The 18,409-nt window shown below is 43.5% G+C and carries 13 protein-coding genes; 10 read left to right on the top strand and 3 right to left on the bottom strand.

The features are described from left to right. Positions 1–34: 34 nt before the first annotated feature. Positions 35–889 (bottom strand): putative RNA methyltransferase, encoded by an 855-nt coding sequence (locus tag K1I56_RS03545; RefSeq protein ID WP_223325271.1) that lies wholly within the window; start codon positions 887–889, stop codon positions 35–37. Between the two features lie 107 nt (positions 890–996). Continuing rightward, positions 997–1,314: a YciI family protein gene (locus K1I56_RS03540; protein WP_223325270.1), complete on the bottom strand. Its 318-nt coding sequence runs from the start codon at positions 1,312–1,314 to the stop codon at positions 997–999. Positions 1,315–1,401: 87 nt separating this feature from the next. On the opposite strand from K1I56_RS03540, the gene K1I56_RS03535 reads away from it, so the two are divergent. From K1I56_RS03535 to K1I56_RS03515, 5 genes are all read left to right on the top strand, one after another. Continuing rightward, positions 1,402–1,719, top strand: a complete 318-nt coding sequence (locus tag K1I56_RS03535) for a winged helix-turn-helix transcriptional regulator (protein ID WP_223325269.1) — start codon at positions 1,402–1,404, stop codon at positions 1,717–1,719. Between the two features lie 124 nt (positions 1,720–1,843). Beyond that, a complete protein-coding gene (locus K1I56_RS03530) occupies positions 1,844–2,710 on the top strand; it encodes an ABC transporter ATP-binding protein (RefSeq protein ID WP_155168045.1) in 867 nt (288 codons plus the stop codon). Then, the gene (locus K1I56_RS03525) at positions 2,710–3,552 is read left to right on the top strand and encodes an ABC transporter permease (protein WP_223325268.1); all 843 of its coding nucleotides are present in this window, start codon (positions 2,710–2,712) and stop codon (positions 3,550–3,552) included. Before K1I56_RS03530 ends, K1I56_RS03525 begins: the two co-directional genes overlap by 1 nt. 18 nt (positions 3,553–3,570) lie before the next feature. Further along, positions 3,571–4,026, top strand: coding sequence for a LytTR family DNA-binding domain-containing protein (locus tag K1I56_RS03520; RefSeq protein WP_223325267.1), 456 nt, complete (start codon positions 3,571–3,573; stop codon positions 4,024–4,026). Between the two features lie 9 nt (positions 4,027–4,035). Next, the gene (locus K1I56_RS03515; RefSeq protein ID WP_003004151.1) at positions 4,036–4,449 is read left to right on the top strand and encodes a DUF3021 domain-containing protein; all 414 of its coding nucleotides are present in this window, start codon (positions 4,036–4,038) and stop codon (positions 4,447–4,449) included. Between the two features lie 62 nt (positions 4,450–4,511). Here the strand turns inward: K1I56_RS03515 and tyrS are convergent, their stop codons facing one another. Continuing rightward, a complete protein-coding gene (gene tyrS / locus K1I56_RS03510) occupies positions 4,512–5,768 on the bottom strand; it encodes a tyrosine--tRNA ligase (RefSeq protein ID WP_195227566.1) in 1,257 nt (418 codons plus the stop codon). A gap of 182 nt (positions 5,769–5,950) precedes the next feature. On the opposite strand from tyrS, the gene pbp1b reads away from it, so the two are divergent. From pbp1b to K1I56_RS03485, 5 genes are all read left to right on the top strand, one after another. Beyond that, the gene (pbp1b, locus tag K1I56_RS03505; RefSeq protein ID WP_223325266.1) at positions 5,951–8,407 is read left to right on the top strand and encodes a penicillin-binding protein PBP1B; all 2,457 of its coding nucleotides are present in this window, start codon (positions 5,951–5,953) and stop codon (positions 8,405–8,407) included. A 351-nt stretch (positions 8,408–8,758) separates the two neighbouring features. Then, a complete protein-coding gene (gene rpoB, locus K1I56_RS03500; protein WP_049492125.1) occupies positions 8,759–12,328 on the top strand; it encodes a DNA-directed RNA polymerase subunit beta in 3,570 nt (1,189 codons plus the stop codon). Between the two features lie 155 nt (positions 12,329–12,483). Beyond that, on the top strand, positions 12,484–16,137 hold the full coding sequence (gene rpoC / locus K1I56_RS03495) for a DNA-directed RNA polymerase subunit beta' (protein ID WP_070661142.1): 3,654 nt from the start codon (positions 12,484–12,486) through the stop codon (positions 16,135–16,137). A 321-nt stretch (positions 16,138–16,458) separates the two neighbouring features. After that, on the top strand, positions 16,459–17,613 hold the full coding sequence (wecB, locus tag K1I56_RS03490; protein ID WP_223325265.1) for a non-hydrolyzing UDP-N-acetylglucosamine 2-epimerase: 1,155 nt from the start codon (positions 16,459–16,461) through the stop codon (positions 17,611–17,613). Then, positions 17,614–18,402 (top strand): MMPL family transporter, encoded by a 789-nt coding sequence (locus tag K1I56_RS03485; protein ID WP_155168051.1) that lies wholly within the window; start codon positions 17,614–17,616, stop codon positions 18,400–18,402. The last annotated feature ends 7 nt before the right edge of the window (positions 18,403–18,409 follow it).

Here is an 18,409-nt window from a genome sequence, read left to right as displayed (position 1 = left end):
TGAGACGATTGTCTCAGCCTTTTCACTTTTCATTTTAAATCCTCTGTATCTTGATTTTCCCAACCAATATTTGGGCCTCAATGGTGATTTCTGTGAGTTGGGTCCAGTCGATTTTTTCTTGGTCAACGTGAAATAGAAGGGGGGTCATGGTGAGGAGCGCCTGGCGTTCTTCAGGAGTTAAACTCTTGGTAAGGCTGACCGTTTCGGATGAGAGAATCTGACAGTGATCTTCAAAGTGCTCCAAAATTTCCTGGTTGGAGTAAGATTGCTTGGCCAATTGATCTTGGGCCAACTGACGAATTTCTTTTAGATGAGAAGAGGTTGGGACGACCTTAATGATCACCCCTTCTGTCTTTATGACACGTTCAAATTCAGCGTAATTAGCCGGGGAGAAGATGTCCAAAATGACCTCCATACTCTTAGATTGAATGGGTAAATGAGCCAAGTCTCCTACAAACCAATTGACCTTCCAGCTAGCGTCACTCTTGGCAGCTAGTTGCACAGATTCCTTGGAAAGATCAAAGGCATAGAAAGTAGCTTCGGGATAGGCTTCTTGTAGTTTTCGGGAGTAATAACCTTCTCCGCAACCGATATCTAGAATTCTGGCATCACTGGTCGGAATTTTTTGTCCGATCGCTGTTAGAATCGGCTCATAAAAACCTGCTTCTAGGATTAGCTGGCGATTCTGGAAATTTTCTTTGTCATAGTCCTTTGATTGTTTGATCTGGGGAGCCAGGTTGACATAGCCAAATTTCGCTAAATCAAAAGAATGGCCCTTGGGACATTTAAAACTGGTCTCCACAAGTTCTAGGTCCAGTTGACAGATGGGACAGGCAAAAGCAGTGACTGTTTGAAATCGTTGTAATTTTGGTTTGATCGGTGTATTCATATTAGTAGTGTAACAAAAGAGCCTCTAGATAGCAACCGATGCTTTAATGGGATTAAGTCACACTTTTTTAACGAATCTACGCGGTATTGAGTGGACCTTGAGTCTCTTTATTTAATTTCCTCATTTTCGTCCAATGGACTGTTCAGGACGTTTTTCAATTCTGGGCAATACTTACTTGCCTCAAATTCAATGATCTCATATTGAGCAATCTCATTTTGATAGAATGGATCGTGTGTAATGATTTCTTGAACGGCTTCTTTATTTTTAGCTCTCATGAGAATGATACCGCCGGTCCTTGGATTTTTCCTTCCAGATGCGATAAAATGACCTTTTGTATAATACTGATTTAAAAACTCTATGTGTTTTTCTAAGAATTTTTCAACTTCATCAAGGGGCTTGATATAGGTAAGATTTACAATAAACATAAGTGACTCCTTTAAAATAAATGATAAATAGATTATAATACTTTACAAACTACCTGAATAGTAGGCACATTTTTGTAAGGAGAAAAAATGTTAACAAATAAAAATTGGAACTGTAGTATGTCTCGAGTCTTAGATGTGGTTGGTGGGAAATGGAGGATGAATATATTATGGATTATAAACAAGCATAAGAGAGTCCGTTTCAATCAATTGAGAAGAGAAGTTGAAGGGATTACAACTATCAGTTTGACACGTGGATTAGATGTTTTAATAGAGAACCAATTGATTGAGAAATATGATTTTGAAACGATGCCACTCCATACAGAATATGAGCTGACAGAAAAAGGCAATTCACTGATGCCAATTTTAAAGGACTTGAATCAATGGGGAAAAGAATGGCTGCAATAAATTTTTTCCTCATTTTAATCTCTCCGATCTCACCACTCATCTCTTCATTTTGACCACTTATCCTCAAAAGCCGTTTTTTAAACGGCTTTTTTGCTAGACTGGTTCTATCAAAAGGAGAGAGAACATGATATTACAAGCTAAAAACATCAGTAAACGATATGGAAATCATTTAGCCGTAAACAATATTCACTTACAGTTTGAAAAGGGAACGTTTAATGCGATTCTAGGACCAAATGGGGCAGGGAAATCAACAACGATTTCCATGTTGATTGGTTTGAAACAACCAACGCAAGGTGAAATCATCTATGAACCAGGTACGAAAATTGGTGTGGTCTTCCAGACTAGTGTCTTAGATGAGATGCTGACGGTTAGGGAAAATCTGACCATTCGTGCTAGACAGTACAAAGACCTAAAACCAAATCGTGTGTCTGATCTTATTGATCGGCTAGGCCTATCAGCTTTCCAAAAGCAGAAATACGGAACGCTTTCAGGTGGCCAAAAGCGTCGGGTTGACATTGCGCGTGCTCTACTACACAGTCCAGACCTTTTGTTCTTAGATGAGCCAACGACAGGTTTGGATATCCAAACCCGGAAGTCTATTTGGGATTTGCTCTATCAATTGCAGAGAGAAGAGGGAATGACCGTTGTATTGACCACGCATTATCTTGACGAAGCAGATGAAGCTGATCAAATTTATATTGTAGACCATGGGGAAGTGATTGCTCAAGGATCGGCACTAGATATTAAGAGTCAGTATGCTACTAATATCTTAAAGATTCGTTTCAAGGAGATGCAGCAGATAGAAAGTCTCAAATCTTCAGGAATGTCAGTAGAGCAACAAAGTCAATTGGAGTATATTTTTCAACCCAAGAGTGAAAGGGAAGCCATTGATTACCTGGCGCAAGTTAGAGATAATTTAGCCCATTTTGAGTTTCGTCCAGGGACCATGGATGATGCCTTTATTGCACTTACAGGAAGGGAGGTCCGCTAATGCTAGCCTTACTAAAGCGAAATTTTTTATTGTATTTTAGGAATCGTTCAGGAGTTTTCTTCTCCCTGTTGGGAGCCTTGATTTCCTTTGTTCTCTATATTATTTTTCTTCAAAAAAATCTAACAGACGCTTGGGCTCAGCTCCCCAATAGTGGTCCTGTGTTAAATAATTGGTTAATGAGTGGGACGCTGGCTGTGACAGGGATTACGACAAGTCTGGCTGCCCTGACTCAGTTAGTAAAGGATCGTGAACATCAAGTAGATCAGGATCTTTATTTATCGGATCAAGGAAAGTGGCGGTTACCATTTTCGTATCTAACGAGCGCAATCATCATCTCTTTTTTCATGCAGGCCCTTATGTATGTGCTGATGTGCGGCTATTTTAGAGAAGTTCCAACCCTTTCTCTATTACCTGAGGTACTCCTCATCATGCTGCTTAGTAGCCTGCTTTCTAGTTTAGTGAATGCTATTTTTGTTTATTTTTTCCATTCCGTAGACAGTCTTGGGAAGTTTGCGACCATAGTGGGTACAGCTTCTGGTTTTTTGGTAGGGACTTATGTACCTTTAGGTGTTCTACCTGATTTTGCACAACTACTAATGAAATGTACTCCAGCAACTTATATTGCTGCACTTTATCGACAAGTACTCATGAAAGAAGCAGTGAGCGAAGCCTTTAAGGGGCGAGATGATCTTCTTCGAGAATTTCAAGAAAAAATGGGCGTTCAGCTCAAATGGCAAGCGTTATTGACAAAGGAACAAACATACCTTATAGTGTTAGGTGGTATTCTTCTAGCTTTGGGGATTTGGGTTTCCTTAGCAAAAAGATCGAATAAAAGAGAGTAAGTGAGAATTGGAGTAGGAATGAAGATTCGTTTTGAGGAAAAACAGGATATCCCAGAAAACAACCCCTGTGTGGTCATTCAAGCCAAGCAATTATCCGATCAAGCACGAGAGGTGATGGACTATCTCGAACAATTTTCGACAGTGAATCAAGTAGTGATCCCTATCAAAACAGATGATCATTTGATCATGGTGAAAATTGATGACATTATTCTAGCCGAGATTGATAAGAATCAGCTAACCATTTATACGACAGACAAAACGTTCATCGTCAGAGATACTTTGACAAATTTTCAACATCGGATTAATCGTCGTAATTTTTTACAGATATCCCGCCACGCGGTGATGAATATCGACCATTTGGAATCGCTATCGGATAGTTTTTCAGGCAATATGATGGCTAAACTGACACGCGGAGTAAAATCAAGTGTCAGTCGGAAATATGTCAAATCCTTGATGGATTATTTAGGGGTGTAGGAGAAAGTGATGAAACGAGTTATAGCTTATTTTGTATCTGGTATGAGGACAGGATCCTTCTTTTATTTGTGTTTGGTGTTATTATCCCATGTCTATCCCAACATCGTCTATCCCGCTGTAAATGTCCGCAATATCCTGGCGATCTTTTTGATGAGTGGGACAATGGGAGTCTTGACATTCATTCTTGAGGAAGAAGAGTTTTTGACCTATAGTTTGCGTGTGGCCTTGCATTTAGTTGTGACAGCTGCCATCTTAGCATTAACCTACTTGTTTTTTGGCTGGGGGACAGCCTTACGGAGCCCGATTCCTTGGTTGATCTTTCTAGCCATTTACGGCCTGATCTGGCTGTACCAGATTTGGCAGCTCCATAAAAAAACTCAACGAATTAACCAAGCTTTGTTGCATCGCAGAAAAGGGAAATAGTCCCAGAAAAAAGTGTATAAGAAAACCACGAAGTTCATACCAAACTTCGTGGTTTTACTTTCTTAATAAGTCAAAACAAAGTATTTTTTCTTACCGCGACGGATAACGGTCAATTCATTTTCTAATTTATCGCTGTCGCTCAAGACATAGTCGAGGTCTTGGATGCGTTCGCCGTTGACGTAGATAGCTCCGTTTTGAACATCTTCGCGGGCTTGGCGTTTAGAATTGACCACACCAGCTGTGACCAAGAGTTCAACAATGTTGAGGTTGTCTTCTGCTTGGACCTGGTAGTTTGGCACACCACGAAGGCCTTGTTTGAGTTCTTTAACAGAAAGGTTTTTGATGTTTCCTGCAAAGAGTTGTTCTGTGATGTTGAGGGCTTCCTTGTAGGCTTCTTCGCCGTGGACAAGGGTAACCACTTCACGCGCCAAGATCTTTTGAGCCAAGCGTTCATGAGGAGCAACCTCAAACTGTTTACGGATCTCTTCAATCTCATCAAGTGACAAGAAAGTGAAGATCTTCAAGAAGCGCACAGCATCCGCATCCATCACATTCATCCAGAATTGGTACATTTCGTATGGAGATGTTTTGTCTGCATTGAGCCAGACCGCATTGCCTTCTGATTTACCGAATTTCTTACCAGTTGCATCTGTGATCAAAGGCACAGTCATAACATGACCAGTTTTATCTGCTTTACGACGCATCAACTCAGTACCGGCTGTCATGTTTCCCCATTGGTCAGATCCACCGATTTGAAGGGTTACATTGTGTTCTTGGTTGAGGACGTAGAAGTCATAGCCTTGCATGATTTGGTAGGCAAACTCTGTGTAAGAAATCCCTGTTTCAATCCGTTTTTTAACAGATTCTTTACTCATCATAGCATTGACTGTAAAGTATTTTCCGACATCACGAAGGAAGTCAATAAAGCTAATGCTTCCGAACCAATCGTAGTTGTTGACCATTTCGGCTTTATTGTCACCATTTTCAAAATCGAGGAAACGAGACAATTGCCCTTGAATGGAGCGAACCCATTCTTGTACAGTTTCTTTTGTTTGGAGACTACGTTCAGCATCTTTGAAGGACGGATCACCAATGAGACCAGTCGCACCGCCAACGAGCGCATAAGGTTTGTGGCCTGCTAGTTGAAGGCGACGGCTAGTCAAGATGGCAACCAAGTGACCAAGGTGAAGGCTGTCAGCAGTTGGATCATAACCAGTATAATAAGAAACCTGACCTTCTTCCAGTGCTTTGCGTAAGGCTTCTTCATCCGTCGTTTGAAATACCAAACCACGCTCTTTTAGCTCATCAAAAATGTGCATGTGTCTTTTCTCCTTTATAAGTTTATTCATTTCTCTATTCTACCATAAACCACGGAAATGGCAATGGTTTCCATCATTTTCTTGTCCTTACCCAGGAAGAATGAGTGACGATTTCTACGCTCTTGTGATTGAAAACAAAGGGTCTAATCTGCTATAATATAGGGAACAAGGAGAAAGAATCAGTGAATCAATTAAAAGAGAAGCTGCAAGAATTTTGGAAGAAGGTTCAAAAATTCTTTGCAAAGATGTATACAGAAACTCCGAATAAGGAAAAAAATGAGGAAAGTAGCTGGTCTGTCGGTGATATTTTTGCGACCTTTTTGCGAACCCTCAAACTCTTGTGGGATGTCATGATCGCCCTGTTTGTGTGCCTCTTTTTATTTGGCGCAGGGATTGGGATTGGTTATGCAGCGAGCCTCTTTAGCAATGTCAAGGTTCCAAAGACAGAAGAATTGGTCCAGCAGGTCCGCAATGTCAGCAGTGTTTCAAAACTGACCTATTCCGATAAGAGCTTGATTGCAGAAGTGGACAGTGATTTGATCCGTACGCCAGTAGCAGGAGACGCCATTTCGGACAATGTCAAGAAGGCTGTGATCGCTACTGAGGATGAGAATTTTGAAAGCCACAAGGGGGTTGTACCTAAAGCCGTTCTTCGGGCAACACTTGGATCTGTAGCCGGCGTGGGTTCCTCAAGTGGGGGATCAACCCTGACCCAGCAGTTGATCAAACAGCAAGTCGTGGGAGACGCTCCAACCTTTACTCGTAAGGCGACAGAGATTGTCGATGCCTTGGCTTTAGAGCGGGGAATGGATAAAAATGAAATCCTAACCACCTACTTAAATGTTTCGCCTTTTGGACGAAACAATCGGGGACAAAATATTGCGGGTGTGGAAGCTGCAGCTCAAGGAATCTTTGGCGTCTCTGCCAAAGACTTGACCGTTCCACAAGCGGCCTTTATCGCTGGCTTGCCACAAAGTCCGATTGTCTACTCTCCTTATGCTGCAGACGGTAGCCTAAAGAGCAAGGAAAACCTCGAGTTAGGTTTGGCGCGTGCCAAAGACGTTTTGTTCAATATGTACCGGACGGGAGCCTTGTCGAAAAAAGACTACGAGACCTATGCTCAGTACGACTTGACCAAAGACTTCATGGCTCCAGATGGCATCGAGAAAACACCGCATGACTACCTCTACTTCCAAGCAATGGAAGAAGCAAAAGAGGCCATGTATGATTACTTGATCAAGCGAGACAATGTCACCAAGCAAGACCTGAAAAATAATGAAACCGTCAAGGCTTATCAAGAATTAGCTGAGAGTGAGTTGCGCGAAGGTGGTTACACTATCCAAACCACTATTAACAAACCGGTTCACAATGCGATGCAGGCTGCAGTCGCGAATTTTGGAAGCGTCTTGGATGATGGAACGGGTCTTGTAGAAGTTGGGAATGTCCTGATGGACAACCGAACGGGTGCTGTTTTAGGATTTATCGGTGGTCGGAATTTTGATGGTAACCAAAACAACCATGCCTTTGATACAGAACGTTCCCCAGGATCTACTATCAAGCCGCTGTTGGCCTATGGGATTGCCATTGACCAAGGCTTGATGGGAAGTAATAGTATCCTTTCTAACTACCCCACTAATTTCTCAAGTGGGGAGCCGATCATGCACGTGGATAGCCGAGGAACAGCCATGATGGATCTCCGTGAGGCCCTCAATACCTCGTGGAATATTCCAGCTTACTGGACTTACCGGACCCTTCGTGAAAAGGGTGTGGATGTTCCATCCTACATGAAGAAAATGGGCTATGATATCCCTGAATATGGCATTGAGAGTCTGCCAATGGGGGGAGGAATTGAGGTCACTGTTGCCCAACATACCAATGGTTTCCAAACCATTGCTAACAATGGGAACTACCTCAAACGCTACATGGTAGAGCAAATCATTGATCGAGATGGAGATGTAGTCTACAAGCACGAGGCAGATCCTGTTCGTGTTTACTCTCCAGCAACGGCAACGATTATGCAGGATCTCTTGCGCGGGGTTATTACGTCTGGTGCTACAACGACCTTTAAGTCACGGATTAGCCAAGTCAACCCAACGCTGGCAGGTGCAGACTGGATTGGAAAAACCGGTACCACTAACTCAAATGGGGATATGTGGCTCATGTTGTCCACCCCTAATGTTTCTTTAGGAGGTTGGATCGGCCATGACAACAATGCTTCCATGCAGACCTTGACCGGATACAACAACAATGCCCAATACATGGCGCAGTTGGCGAATGCGATCTACCAAGCAGATCCAAGTCTCTTCGGAATTCAGGATAAATTCACTCTCGATAAGAGTGTGATCCGCTCTGAAGTGCTCAAATCGACTGGTGAAAGACCGGGCCGCGTCAATGTCAATGGTAGGGATATCGATGTGAGCGGTCAAATGGTGACGAGCCTTTGGGCCAAAAACGGAGCGCCAACCACTCAATACCGCTTTGCCATCGGGGGATCGGATAGCGATTATCAAAGTGCTTGGGCAGCGATTCTCGGTAATTCCAGTGGAAATCAGTCGAATAATAAGAACAATTCGACAACCAATAGTTCATCCAGCAATAGTTCAAATCGAAACAGCTCAAATCGTGGCAATCGACACTAGTCTGATCCAGTAGAAAACCTGGAGAAAGCCTTGATTTTTGGAGCAAAAAACGGTATAATAGTGATAACTAATTTGTCGTGTGCTTTATTTGAAATATTGTCCAAATAAGAGCTTACAGCAGTTAAATCTTACTTGAATAAGTCGATTTAGCTGCTCTTTTTGTGCCTATTTTTCAGAAAAATCCTAGTTTGTTACACAAATTTAATTTTTCTAAAAATTACAAAAAGCGACGAATGAGGTGAAGAGATAGCTCTTCACGTGATGCAAATCACACAATTGTAGTTAAAACCGGATAGGTGGTGAAAGTCATTTTACCAAGCTATCCTAGTATGGAAAAAGGAGCTAAAAACTTTGGCAGGACATGACGTTCAATACGGGAAACATCGGACCCGTCGTAGTTTTTCAAGAATCAAAGAGGTTCTTGATTTACCAAACTTGATTGAAATCCAGACAGACTCATTCAAAGATTTCTTGGATCATGGCTTGAAGGAAGTATTTGAAGATGTACTTCCCATCTCAAACTTCACGGATACAATGGAATTGGAATTTGTGGGTTATGAAATCCGTGAACCTAAGTATTCGCTTGAAGAAGCGCGCATCCACGATGCTAGCTACTCAGCACCAATCTTTGTGACCTTCCGTTTGGTCAACAAAGAAACAGGTGAAATCAAGACCCAAGAAGTTTTCTTTGGTGATTTCCCAATCATGACTGAAATGGGAACCTTCATCATCAATGGTGGAGAACGGATTATCGTATCTCAGTTGGTCCGCTCACCAGGTGTCTACTTCAATGATAAGGTGGACAAGAATGGTAAAGTTGGTTATGGATCAACTGTTATCCCTAACCGTGGGGCTTGGTTAGAGCTTGAAACCGACTCAAAAGACATTGCTTACACACGTATCGACCGCACACGTAAGATTCCATTTACAACTCTTGTGCGTGCTCTTGGATTCTCTGGAGATGATGAAATCATCGATATCTTTGGGGATAGCGAATTGGTTCGTAATACCATTGAAAAAGATATCCACAAAAATCCAATGGATTCACGGACAGATGAAGCCCTCAAAGAAATCTACGAGCGTCTTCGTCCGGGTGAACCAAAAACAGCGGAAAGCTCACGCAGCTTGTTGGTAGCTCGTTTCTTTGATCCACGTCGTTATGACTTGGCTCCTGTCGGTCGCTACAAGATCAACAAGAAACTCAATATCAAGAACCGCTTGTTGAACCAAACCATCGCAGAACCATTGGTAGATGCTGAAACAGGGGAAATCCTTGTAGAAGCTGGTACTGTCATGACGCGCGATGTCATCGACAGCATCTCTGAACAATTGGATAACGGTTTGAACAAAATCACCTACATTCCAAATGATGCTGCTGTTTTGACAGAGCCAGTAGAATTGCAAAAATTCAAAGTTGTTGCTCCAACAGATCCAGACCGCGTTGTTACCATCATCGGAAATGCCAACCCATCTGACAAAGTGCGCATCGTAACTCCAGCTGATATCTTGGCAGAAATGAGCTATTTCTTGAACCTTGCAGAAGGTCTTGGCCGCGTGGATGATATCGACCACCTTGGAAACCGTCGGATTCGTGCCGTTGGTGAATTGCTTGCCAACCAAGTGCGTCTTGGACTTTCACGGATGGAACGAAACGTTCGCGAACGGATGTCTGTACAAGATAACGATGTCTTGACACCACAACAAATTATTAACATTCGTCCAGTAACTGCAGCAATTAAAGAATTCTTTGGATCTTCCCAATTGTCACAGTTCATGGACCAACACAACCCACTTTCTGAGTTGTCTCACAAACGTCGTTTGTCTGCCTTAGGGCCTGGCGGTTTGACACGTGACCGTGCCGGATATGAAGTGCGTGACGTGCACTATACCCACTATGGTCGTATGTGTCCAATCGAAACACCTGAAGGACCAAACATCGGTTTGATCAACAACTTGTCATCTTATGGACACTTGAACAAATATGGTTTCATTCAAACGCCATACCGTAAAGTGGACCGTGAAAAAGGTGTAGTGACCAACGAAATCGTTTGGTTGACAGCCGATGAAGAAGATGAGTACATCGTCGCTCAGGCCAACTCTAAGTTGAACGAAAAAGGTGGCTTTGCTGAGCCAATCGTTATGGGACGTCACCGTGGTAACAACCAGGAATTCCCATCTGATCAAGTCGACTACATGGACGTGTCTCCAAAACAAGTAGTTGCCGTTGCGACAGCATGTATTCCTTTCTTGGAAAACGATGACTCCAACCGTGCCCTCATGGGTGCCAACATGCAACGTCAGGCTGTGCCATTGATTGATCCAAAAGCCCCTTATGTGGGTACTGGTATGGAATACCAAGCTGCCCATGACTCAGGAGCTGCAGTCATTGCTCAACACGATGGTAAAGTTACTTACGCGGATGCAGACAAGGTAGAAGTTCGTCGGGAAGATGGATCTCTTGATGTATATCACATCCAAAAATTCCGTCGTTCAAACTCAGGTACGGCTTACAACCAACGTACCCTTGTAAAAGTTGGCGATGTTGTTGAAAAAGGCGACTTTATTGCTGACGGTCCATCGATGGAAAAAGGGGAAATGGCCCTTGGTCAAAACCCAATCGTCGCTTACATGACTTGGGAAGGGTATAACTTCGAGGATGCCGTTATCATGAGCGAACGCTTGGTGAAAGAAGATGTCTACACATCTGTTCACTTGGAAGAATTCGAATCAGAAACACGCGATACCAAGTTAGGCCCTGAAGAAATTACCCGTGAAATTCCAAACGTCGGGGAAGATGCTCTTCGTGACTTGGATGAAACAGGTATTATCCGTATTGGTGCGGAAGTAAAAGAAGGCGATATCCTTGTCGGTAAGGTCACACCGAAGGGTGAAAAAGACCTTTCTGCTGAAGAACGTCTCCTTCACGCGATCTTTGGAGATAAATCTCGTGAAGTGCGGGATACATCACTCCGTGTACCTCACGGTGGAGATGGAGTTGTTCGCGATGTTAAGATCTTTACACGTGCAAACGGAGATGAATTGCAATCGGGTGTCAACATGTTGGTTCGTGTTTACATCGCACAAAAACGCAAGATCCGCGTCGGAGATAAGATGGCCGGTCGTCACGGAAACAAAGGGGTTGTGTCTCGTATTGTTCCAGTTGAAGATATGCCTTACCTTCCAGACGGTACACCGGTTGATATCATGTTGAACCCTCTTGGGGTGCCATCACGTATGAATATCGGTCAGGTTATGGAACTTCACCTTGGTATGGCCGCTCGTAACTTGGGTATTCACATCGCAACACCAGTCTTTGACGGAGCAAGCTCAGAAGACCTCTGGGATACTGTGAAAGAAGCTGGTATGGATAGTGATGCCAAGACGATTCTTTACGATGGACGTACAGGTGAGCCGTTTGACAACCGTGTTTCTGTCGGTGTCATGTACATGATCAAGCTTCACCACATGGTTGATGATAAACTCCATGCCCGTTCAGTCGGACCTTACTCAATGGTTACCCAACAACCACTCGGAGGGAAAGCTCAGTTTGGTGGACAACGTTTCGGGGAAATGGAAGTGTGGGCCCTTGAGGCTTATGGTGCATCAAATGTCCTTCAAGAAATCTTGACTTACAAGTCAGATGATGTCAACGGACGTTTGAAAGCTTATGAAGCGATTACCAAAGGTAAACCAATTCCAAAACCAGGTGTACCAGAATCCTTCCGCGTTCTTGTCAAAGAATTGCAATCTCTTGGTCTTGACATGCGTGTCTTGGACGAAGATGATCAAGAAGTGGAACTTCGTGACCTCGATGAAGGGGAAGACGATGATGTGATTCATGTGGATGACCTTGAAAAAGCACGTGAAAAAGCAGCCAAGGAAGCAAAAGCAGCCTTTGATGCTGAAGAATCAGAAAAATAATCAGTAAAAATGATTGTCTTGTGAGAAACCAATGCTTCTGACAGGATGATTCGATAACAAGATACAGACACAAGGAGGTGGCAAGAAAGTTTTCTTTCCCCACCTAAGCTGTATCCAAATGAAACAAGTATGAAAACAAGGAAAGGTAAGAAATAGTGGTTGATGTAAATCGTTTTAAAAGTATGCAAATCACCCTAGCTTCTCCAAGCAAGGTCCGTTCATGGTCTTATGGAGAGGTCAAGAAACCTGAAACAATCAACTACCGTACATTGAAACCAGAACGTGAGGGTCTCTTTGATGAAGTCATCTTTGGACCTACAAAAGACTGGGAATGTGCGTGTGGGAAATACAAACGAATCCGTTACAAAGGGATTGTTTGTGACCGCTGTGGGGTTGAAGTAACACGTGCGAAAGTTCGTCGTGAACGCATGGGGCACATCGAGTTGAAAGCACCTGTATCACACATCTGGTACTTCAAAGGAATCCCTTCTCGTATGGGATTGACCTTGGATATGAGCCCTCGTGCCCTTGAAGAAGTCATCTACTTCGCAGCTTATGTGGTGATCGATCCAAAAGATACTCCACTTGAGCACAAATCCATCATGACAGAACGTGAATACCGTGAACGCTTGCGTGAATACGGACCAGGTTCCTTTGTAGCTAAGATGGGTGCAGAAGCCATCCAAGACCTCTTGAAACAAGTGGATCTGGAAGCTGAAATTGCTCTCTTGAAAGAAGAATTGAAGACTGCAACTGGTCAAAAACGTGTGAAGGCTGTGCGTCGTTTGGATGTCTTGGATGCCTTCTATAAATCTGGCAACAAGCCCGAATGGATGGTCCTCAACATCCTTCCTGTTATTCCACCAGATCTTCGTCCGATGGTCCAATTGGATGGTGGCCGTTTTGCCGCCTCTGACTTGAATGACCTTTATCGCCGGGTAATTAACCGGAACAACCGTTTGGCTCGTTTGCTTGAGTTGAATGCACCAGGTATCATCGTGCAAAACGAAAAACGGATGCTCCAAGAAGCTGTCGATGCTTTGATCGACAACGGTCGTCGTGGTCGTCCGATCACAGGACCAGGTAGCCGTCCATTAAAATCCTTGAGCCACATGCTCAAAGGGAAACAAGGACGCTTCCGTCAAAACTTGCTCGGTAAACGGGTTGACTTCTCAGGACGTTCCGTTATCGCCGTTGGTCCAACTCTTAAAATGTACCAATGTGGTGTGCCACGTGAAATGGCGATCGAGCTCTTCAAACCATTCGTGATGCGTGAAATCGTTGCGCGTGATATCGTGCAAAACGTCAAAGCTGCAAAACGCTTGGTCGAACGTGGAGATGAACGCATCTGGGATATCCTAGAAGAAGTGATCAAAGAACACCCAGTTCTCTTGAACCGCGCACCGACCCTTCACCGTTTGGGGATCCAAGCCTTTGAACCTGTCTTGATTGACGGGAAAGCCCTTCGCTTGCACCCACTTGTCTGTGAAGCCTACAATGCCGACTTTGACGGTGACCAAATGGCCATCCACGTACCGCTTTCAGAAGAAGCCCAAGCAGAAGCTCGTATCTTGATGTTGGCTGCTGAGCACATCTTGAATCCAAAAGACGGTAAACCAGTTGTTACCCCATCTCAGGATATGGTATTGGGGAACTACTACCTCACTATGGAAGAAGCTGGTCGTGAAGGCGAAGGCATGGTCTTTAAAGACCGTGATGAAGCGGTCATGGCCCTTCGCAATGGCTATGTTCACTTGCATACCCGTGTCGGAATTGCGACAGATAGCTTGAACAAACCATGGACAGAAGCGCAACAACACAAGATTCTCTTGACAACTGTTGGTAAGATCCTCTTTAACGATATCATGCCTGCAGAACTTCCATACCTTCAAGAGCCAAATAATGCCAACTTGACAGAAGGCGTTCCAGCTAAGTACTTCTTGGAGCCTGGTCAAGATGTCAAAGCAGCGATTGAGAAATTGGAATTAAACGTTCCATTCAAGAAGAAAAATCTTGGAAATATCATCGCAGAAATCTTCAAACGCTTCCGTACAACCGAAACATCTGCTTTCTTGGACCGCTTGAAAGATTTGGGTTACCATCACTCAACCCTTGCTGGTTTGACAGTGGGGATTGCCGATATTCCGGTCGTTGAAGACAAGGCAGAAATCATTGAAGAATCTCACAAACGTGTAGAACAAATCACCAAACAATTCCGTCGTGGTTTGATCACAGATGACGAACGCTACAATGCCGTTACAGCTGAATGGCGTGCAGCCCGTGAAAAATTGGAAAAACGCTTGGTAGATAACCAAGATCCGAAGAACCCAATCGTTATGATGATGGACTCTGGAGCCCGTGGTAACATCTCAAACTTCTCGCAACTTGCCGGTATGCGTGGTTTGATGGCCGCTCCAAACGGACGGATCATGGAATTGCCAATCCTGTCAAACTTCCGCGAAGGTTTGTCAGTACTCGAAATGTTCTTCTCAACTCACGGTGCCCGTAAAGGGATGACCGATACGGCCTTGAAGACAGCCGACTCAGGTTACTTGACTCGTCGTTTGGTTGACGTGGCCCAAGACGTCATTATCCGTGAAGACGACTGTGGAACAGATCGTGGACTTGTGATCCGTGCCATTACTGATGGTAAGGAAATGATCGAACCACTCGAAGAACGTTTGACTGGTCGTTATACCAAGAAATCTGTTAAACATCCTGAAACAGGTGAAGTCATCGTTGGTCCAGATACCTTGATTTCAGAAGACCTAGCACGTGAAATTGTCAAAGCTGGTGTGGAAGAAGTCACTATCCGCTCTGTCTTTACATGTAACACCCGCCATGGTGTCTGCCGTCACTGTTATGGTATCAACTTGGCGACTGGTGATGCGGTTGAAGTGGGTGAAGCAGTCGGAACCATCGCTGCCCAATCTATCGGGGAACCTGGTACACAGTTGACCATGCGTACCTTCCACACGGGTGGGGTTGCCTCAAATACCGATATCACTCAAGGTCTTCCTCGTGTCCAAGAAATCTTTGAAGCCCGCAATCCAAAAGGGGAAGCGGTCATCACTGAGGTCAAAGGGGAAGTCACAGCCATCGAAGAAGATGCTTCTACACGGACCAAGAAAGTCTTTGTTAGCGGAGCAACTGGTGAGGGCGAATATGTTGTCCCTTACACTGCCCGCATGAAAGTCGAAGTGGGAGATCAAGTCTCTCGTGGTGATGCTCTGACAGAAGGATCTATTCAACCAAAACGTCTCCTTGCTGTACGTGATGTCTTGTCAGTTGAAACTTACCTCCTTGCGGAAGTACAAAAAGTATACCGTAGCCAAGGGGTAGAAATCGGCGACAAACACATCGAGGTAATGGTGCGTCAAATGATTCGTAAAGTACGTGTCATGGATCCAGGAGATACAGACCTTCTCATGGGTACGCTCATGGATATCACAGACTTTACAGATGCTAATAAGGATGTCCTTATCTCTGGTGGAGTTCCTGCGACTGCACGTCCAGTCCTTATGGGAATCACCAAAGCCTCTCTTGAAACCAACAGTTTCTTGTCAGCGGCTTCCTTCCAGGAAACAACTCGTGTCCTTACTGACGCAGCGATCCGTGGTAAGAAAGACCATCTCCTTGGACTTAAGGAAAATGTTATCATTGGTAAGATTATTCCTGCAGGTACAGGTATGGCTCGTTACCGTAACTTGGAACCACAAGCAGTCAATGAAGTTGAAATCATCGAAGAAGTGCCATTAACAGATGGAACAGTCGATGAAGTTCAAACAGCTGAAGTCGTAGAAAAATAAGAAAATAAGTCGGAACTACAAGTTCCGGCTTTTTTTGAAAAAATTATAAAAATTTATTATTTGAAAAATAATTGTATAATTATTGAATTATTTTTTTACCAAAAATATTAGCCCGGTAAAAGTCGTGCTGTAAATACTTACAATTAGTGATTATATGGATATGTATTCTAAACACCAAAATAATAAAATGACTAACTATTAGTAATTTCTTTATAAAACCCAAAATCGGTTTGACATTTAAAGTCATTGGCGGTAGAATGAAAAAAGATGTACACAATTTAAAAAAATGTTGAATTACATGCATGTCAACGGGAGAAGTTTATGGGAAAATTGAAAATTATGGTTGTGTTTGGGACGCGACCGGAGGCCATCAAGATGGCCCCTTTGGTGCTGGAGTTACAAAAACAAAAGGAGGTTATTGAGACCATCACAGTGGTCACTGCTCAGCACCGTCAAATGTTGGACCAGGTTTTAGAAACCTTTAACATCGTACCTGATTACGATTTGGATATTATGGGGAAAAGTCAGACCTTATTAGACATTACCTCTAAAATTCTGAATCAATTAGATCCAGTTATCAAAAAAGAAAAGCCGGATATGGTGCTCGTCCATGGAGATACGACTACTACCTTTGCGGCGAGTCTGGTTGCCTTTTACAATCAAGTCCGCATTGGTCACGTCGAAGCTGGTTTGAGAACCTTTGATAAATATTCTCCGTATCCAGAAGAGATGAACCGTCAAATGACGGATGATTTAGCGGATCTGTATTTTGCGCCGACGGGCGAAAGTAAGGCCAATCTCTTAAAAGAAAATCATCCGGAATCCTCTATTGTGGTGACAGGAAATACTGCCATTGATGCGCTGAAACTAACGGTTCAAGAGGACTATCACCACGAAGTACTGGATCAATTGGATCCAGCTAAAAAAGTCATCCTGGTCACCATGCATCGAAGAGAAAATCAAGGCCAACCTATGCGAGCGGTCTTTGGGGCTCTGAGAGAAATGGTGGATCAAGAACCGACTATTGAAGTGGTTTACCCAGTGCATCTTAGTCCAGCGGTCCAAGAGGCGGCAAACGATCTATTAGGAGATCATGATCGGATCCACCTCATTGAGCCTCTAGATGTACTAGATTTCCACAACTTAGCTTCGAGAAGTTACTTTATCATGTCGGATTCAGGTGGGGTGCAAGAGGAGGCGCCATCATTAGGAAAACCGGTATTGGTATTACGCGATACAACGGAACGCCCAGAAGGGGTCAAAGCGGGAACTTTGAAATTAGTTGGAACGGATCCTGATGTCGTCAAAACGACGATGACAGAGCTCTTAACCAATGAACATCTTTATCTAGAAATGGCGAATGCGCGAAATCCTTATGGGGATGGAAGAGCTTCTGAGCGAATCGTACAAGCCATTAAACATTACTTTGGCCAGGGAGAGGCTGCCGAAGAATTTCATGAGGGAGAGAAAGAATAAATGAAAAAAACGGAAAAGTTAAGTAGATGGTTGCTGATTTTGATTGTTTTCGAAGTACTTCTTTTACTTTACTGCTTGTTTTTTGCAAGAGAGATTCTGATTGAAGAAGGATTATTCTTTGTTTTAGGATTATTTGCTGCTATTGTTTTATCGGATTTATTGTTGACATGGACCATCCTGTTGTCATTTGCCCTTGGGATTGTCTTTTTGGTGGCGGGTGTTGTCTATATCCCATTTCATCAAGCCTTGCTCTTGCTCTTTAGTTTTCCGATCTTGATTGGAATCTTGACCCGAATTCGCTATCACCTCTTTAAAGAGATTGCAAAAGTGAAGGATCAAGAGGCAGAAGCTTACGCAGATTACCGCAACCGCATCGCTTCTTATGGCGGACAAACCAATGATACGATTCAGGCCTTGCTCATTCACTGGTCGCACGAGGAATTGTTCTTCCAATTGCAACCGAGAGAGTACAATCGGACCTTAAACCAAATCAACTATTTGTTAACGCATCATCTGAAGCCAAATGAAAGCTTGTATTATGTATCAGACGGTAATTTCTTGATCTTATCTTCTGATAGCGAGCGGGATCTGAAGAGCGATTATATGACGGTCTTAAAACCACAGTTGGAAGGACTGGTTTTCCAAGGAGAAGATGGGGTTCAGGGCATCCAATTTCAGTCAGGATTTCTTGTAGTGGATCAATCCAATCGAACCAAATACCATCGCTATAAAGAAATGATTCGTTACTTAAAACGTCAACTTGAAACAGATATTATTGTGGAATATTAGGAGGAAA

This window comes from Streptococcus parasanguinis, assembly GCF_019929185.1.
GTDB classification, from domain to species: Bacteria; Bacillota; Bacilli; order Lactobacillales; family Streptococcaceae; genus Streptococcus; species Streptococcus parasanguinis_O.
Note: the sequence above shows the minus strand (reverse complement) of the source record. Positions and strands in the feature narration are given on the sequence as shown.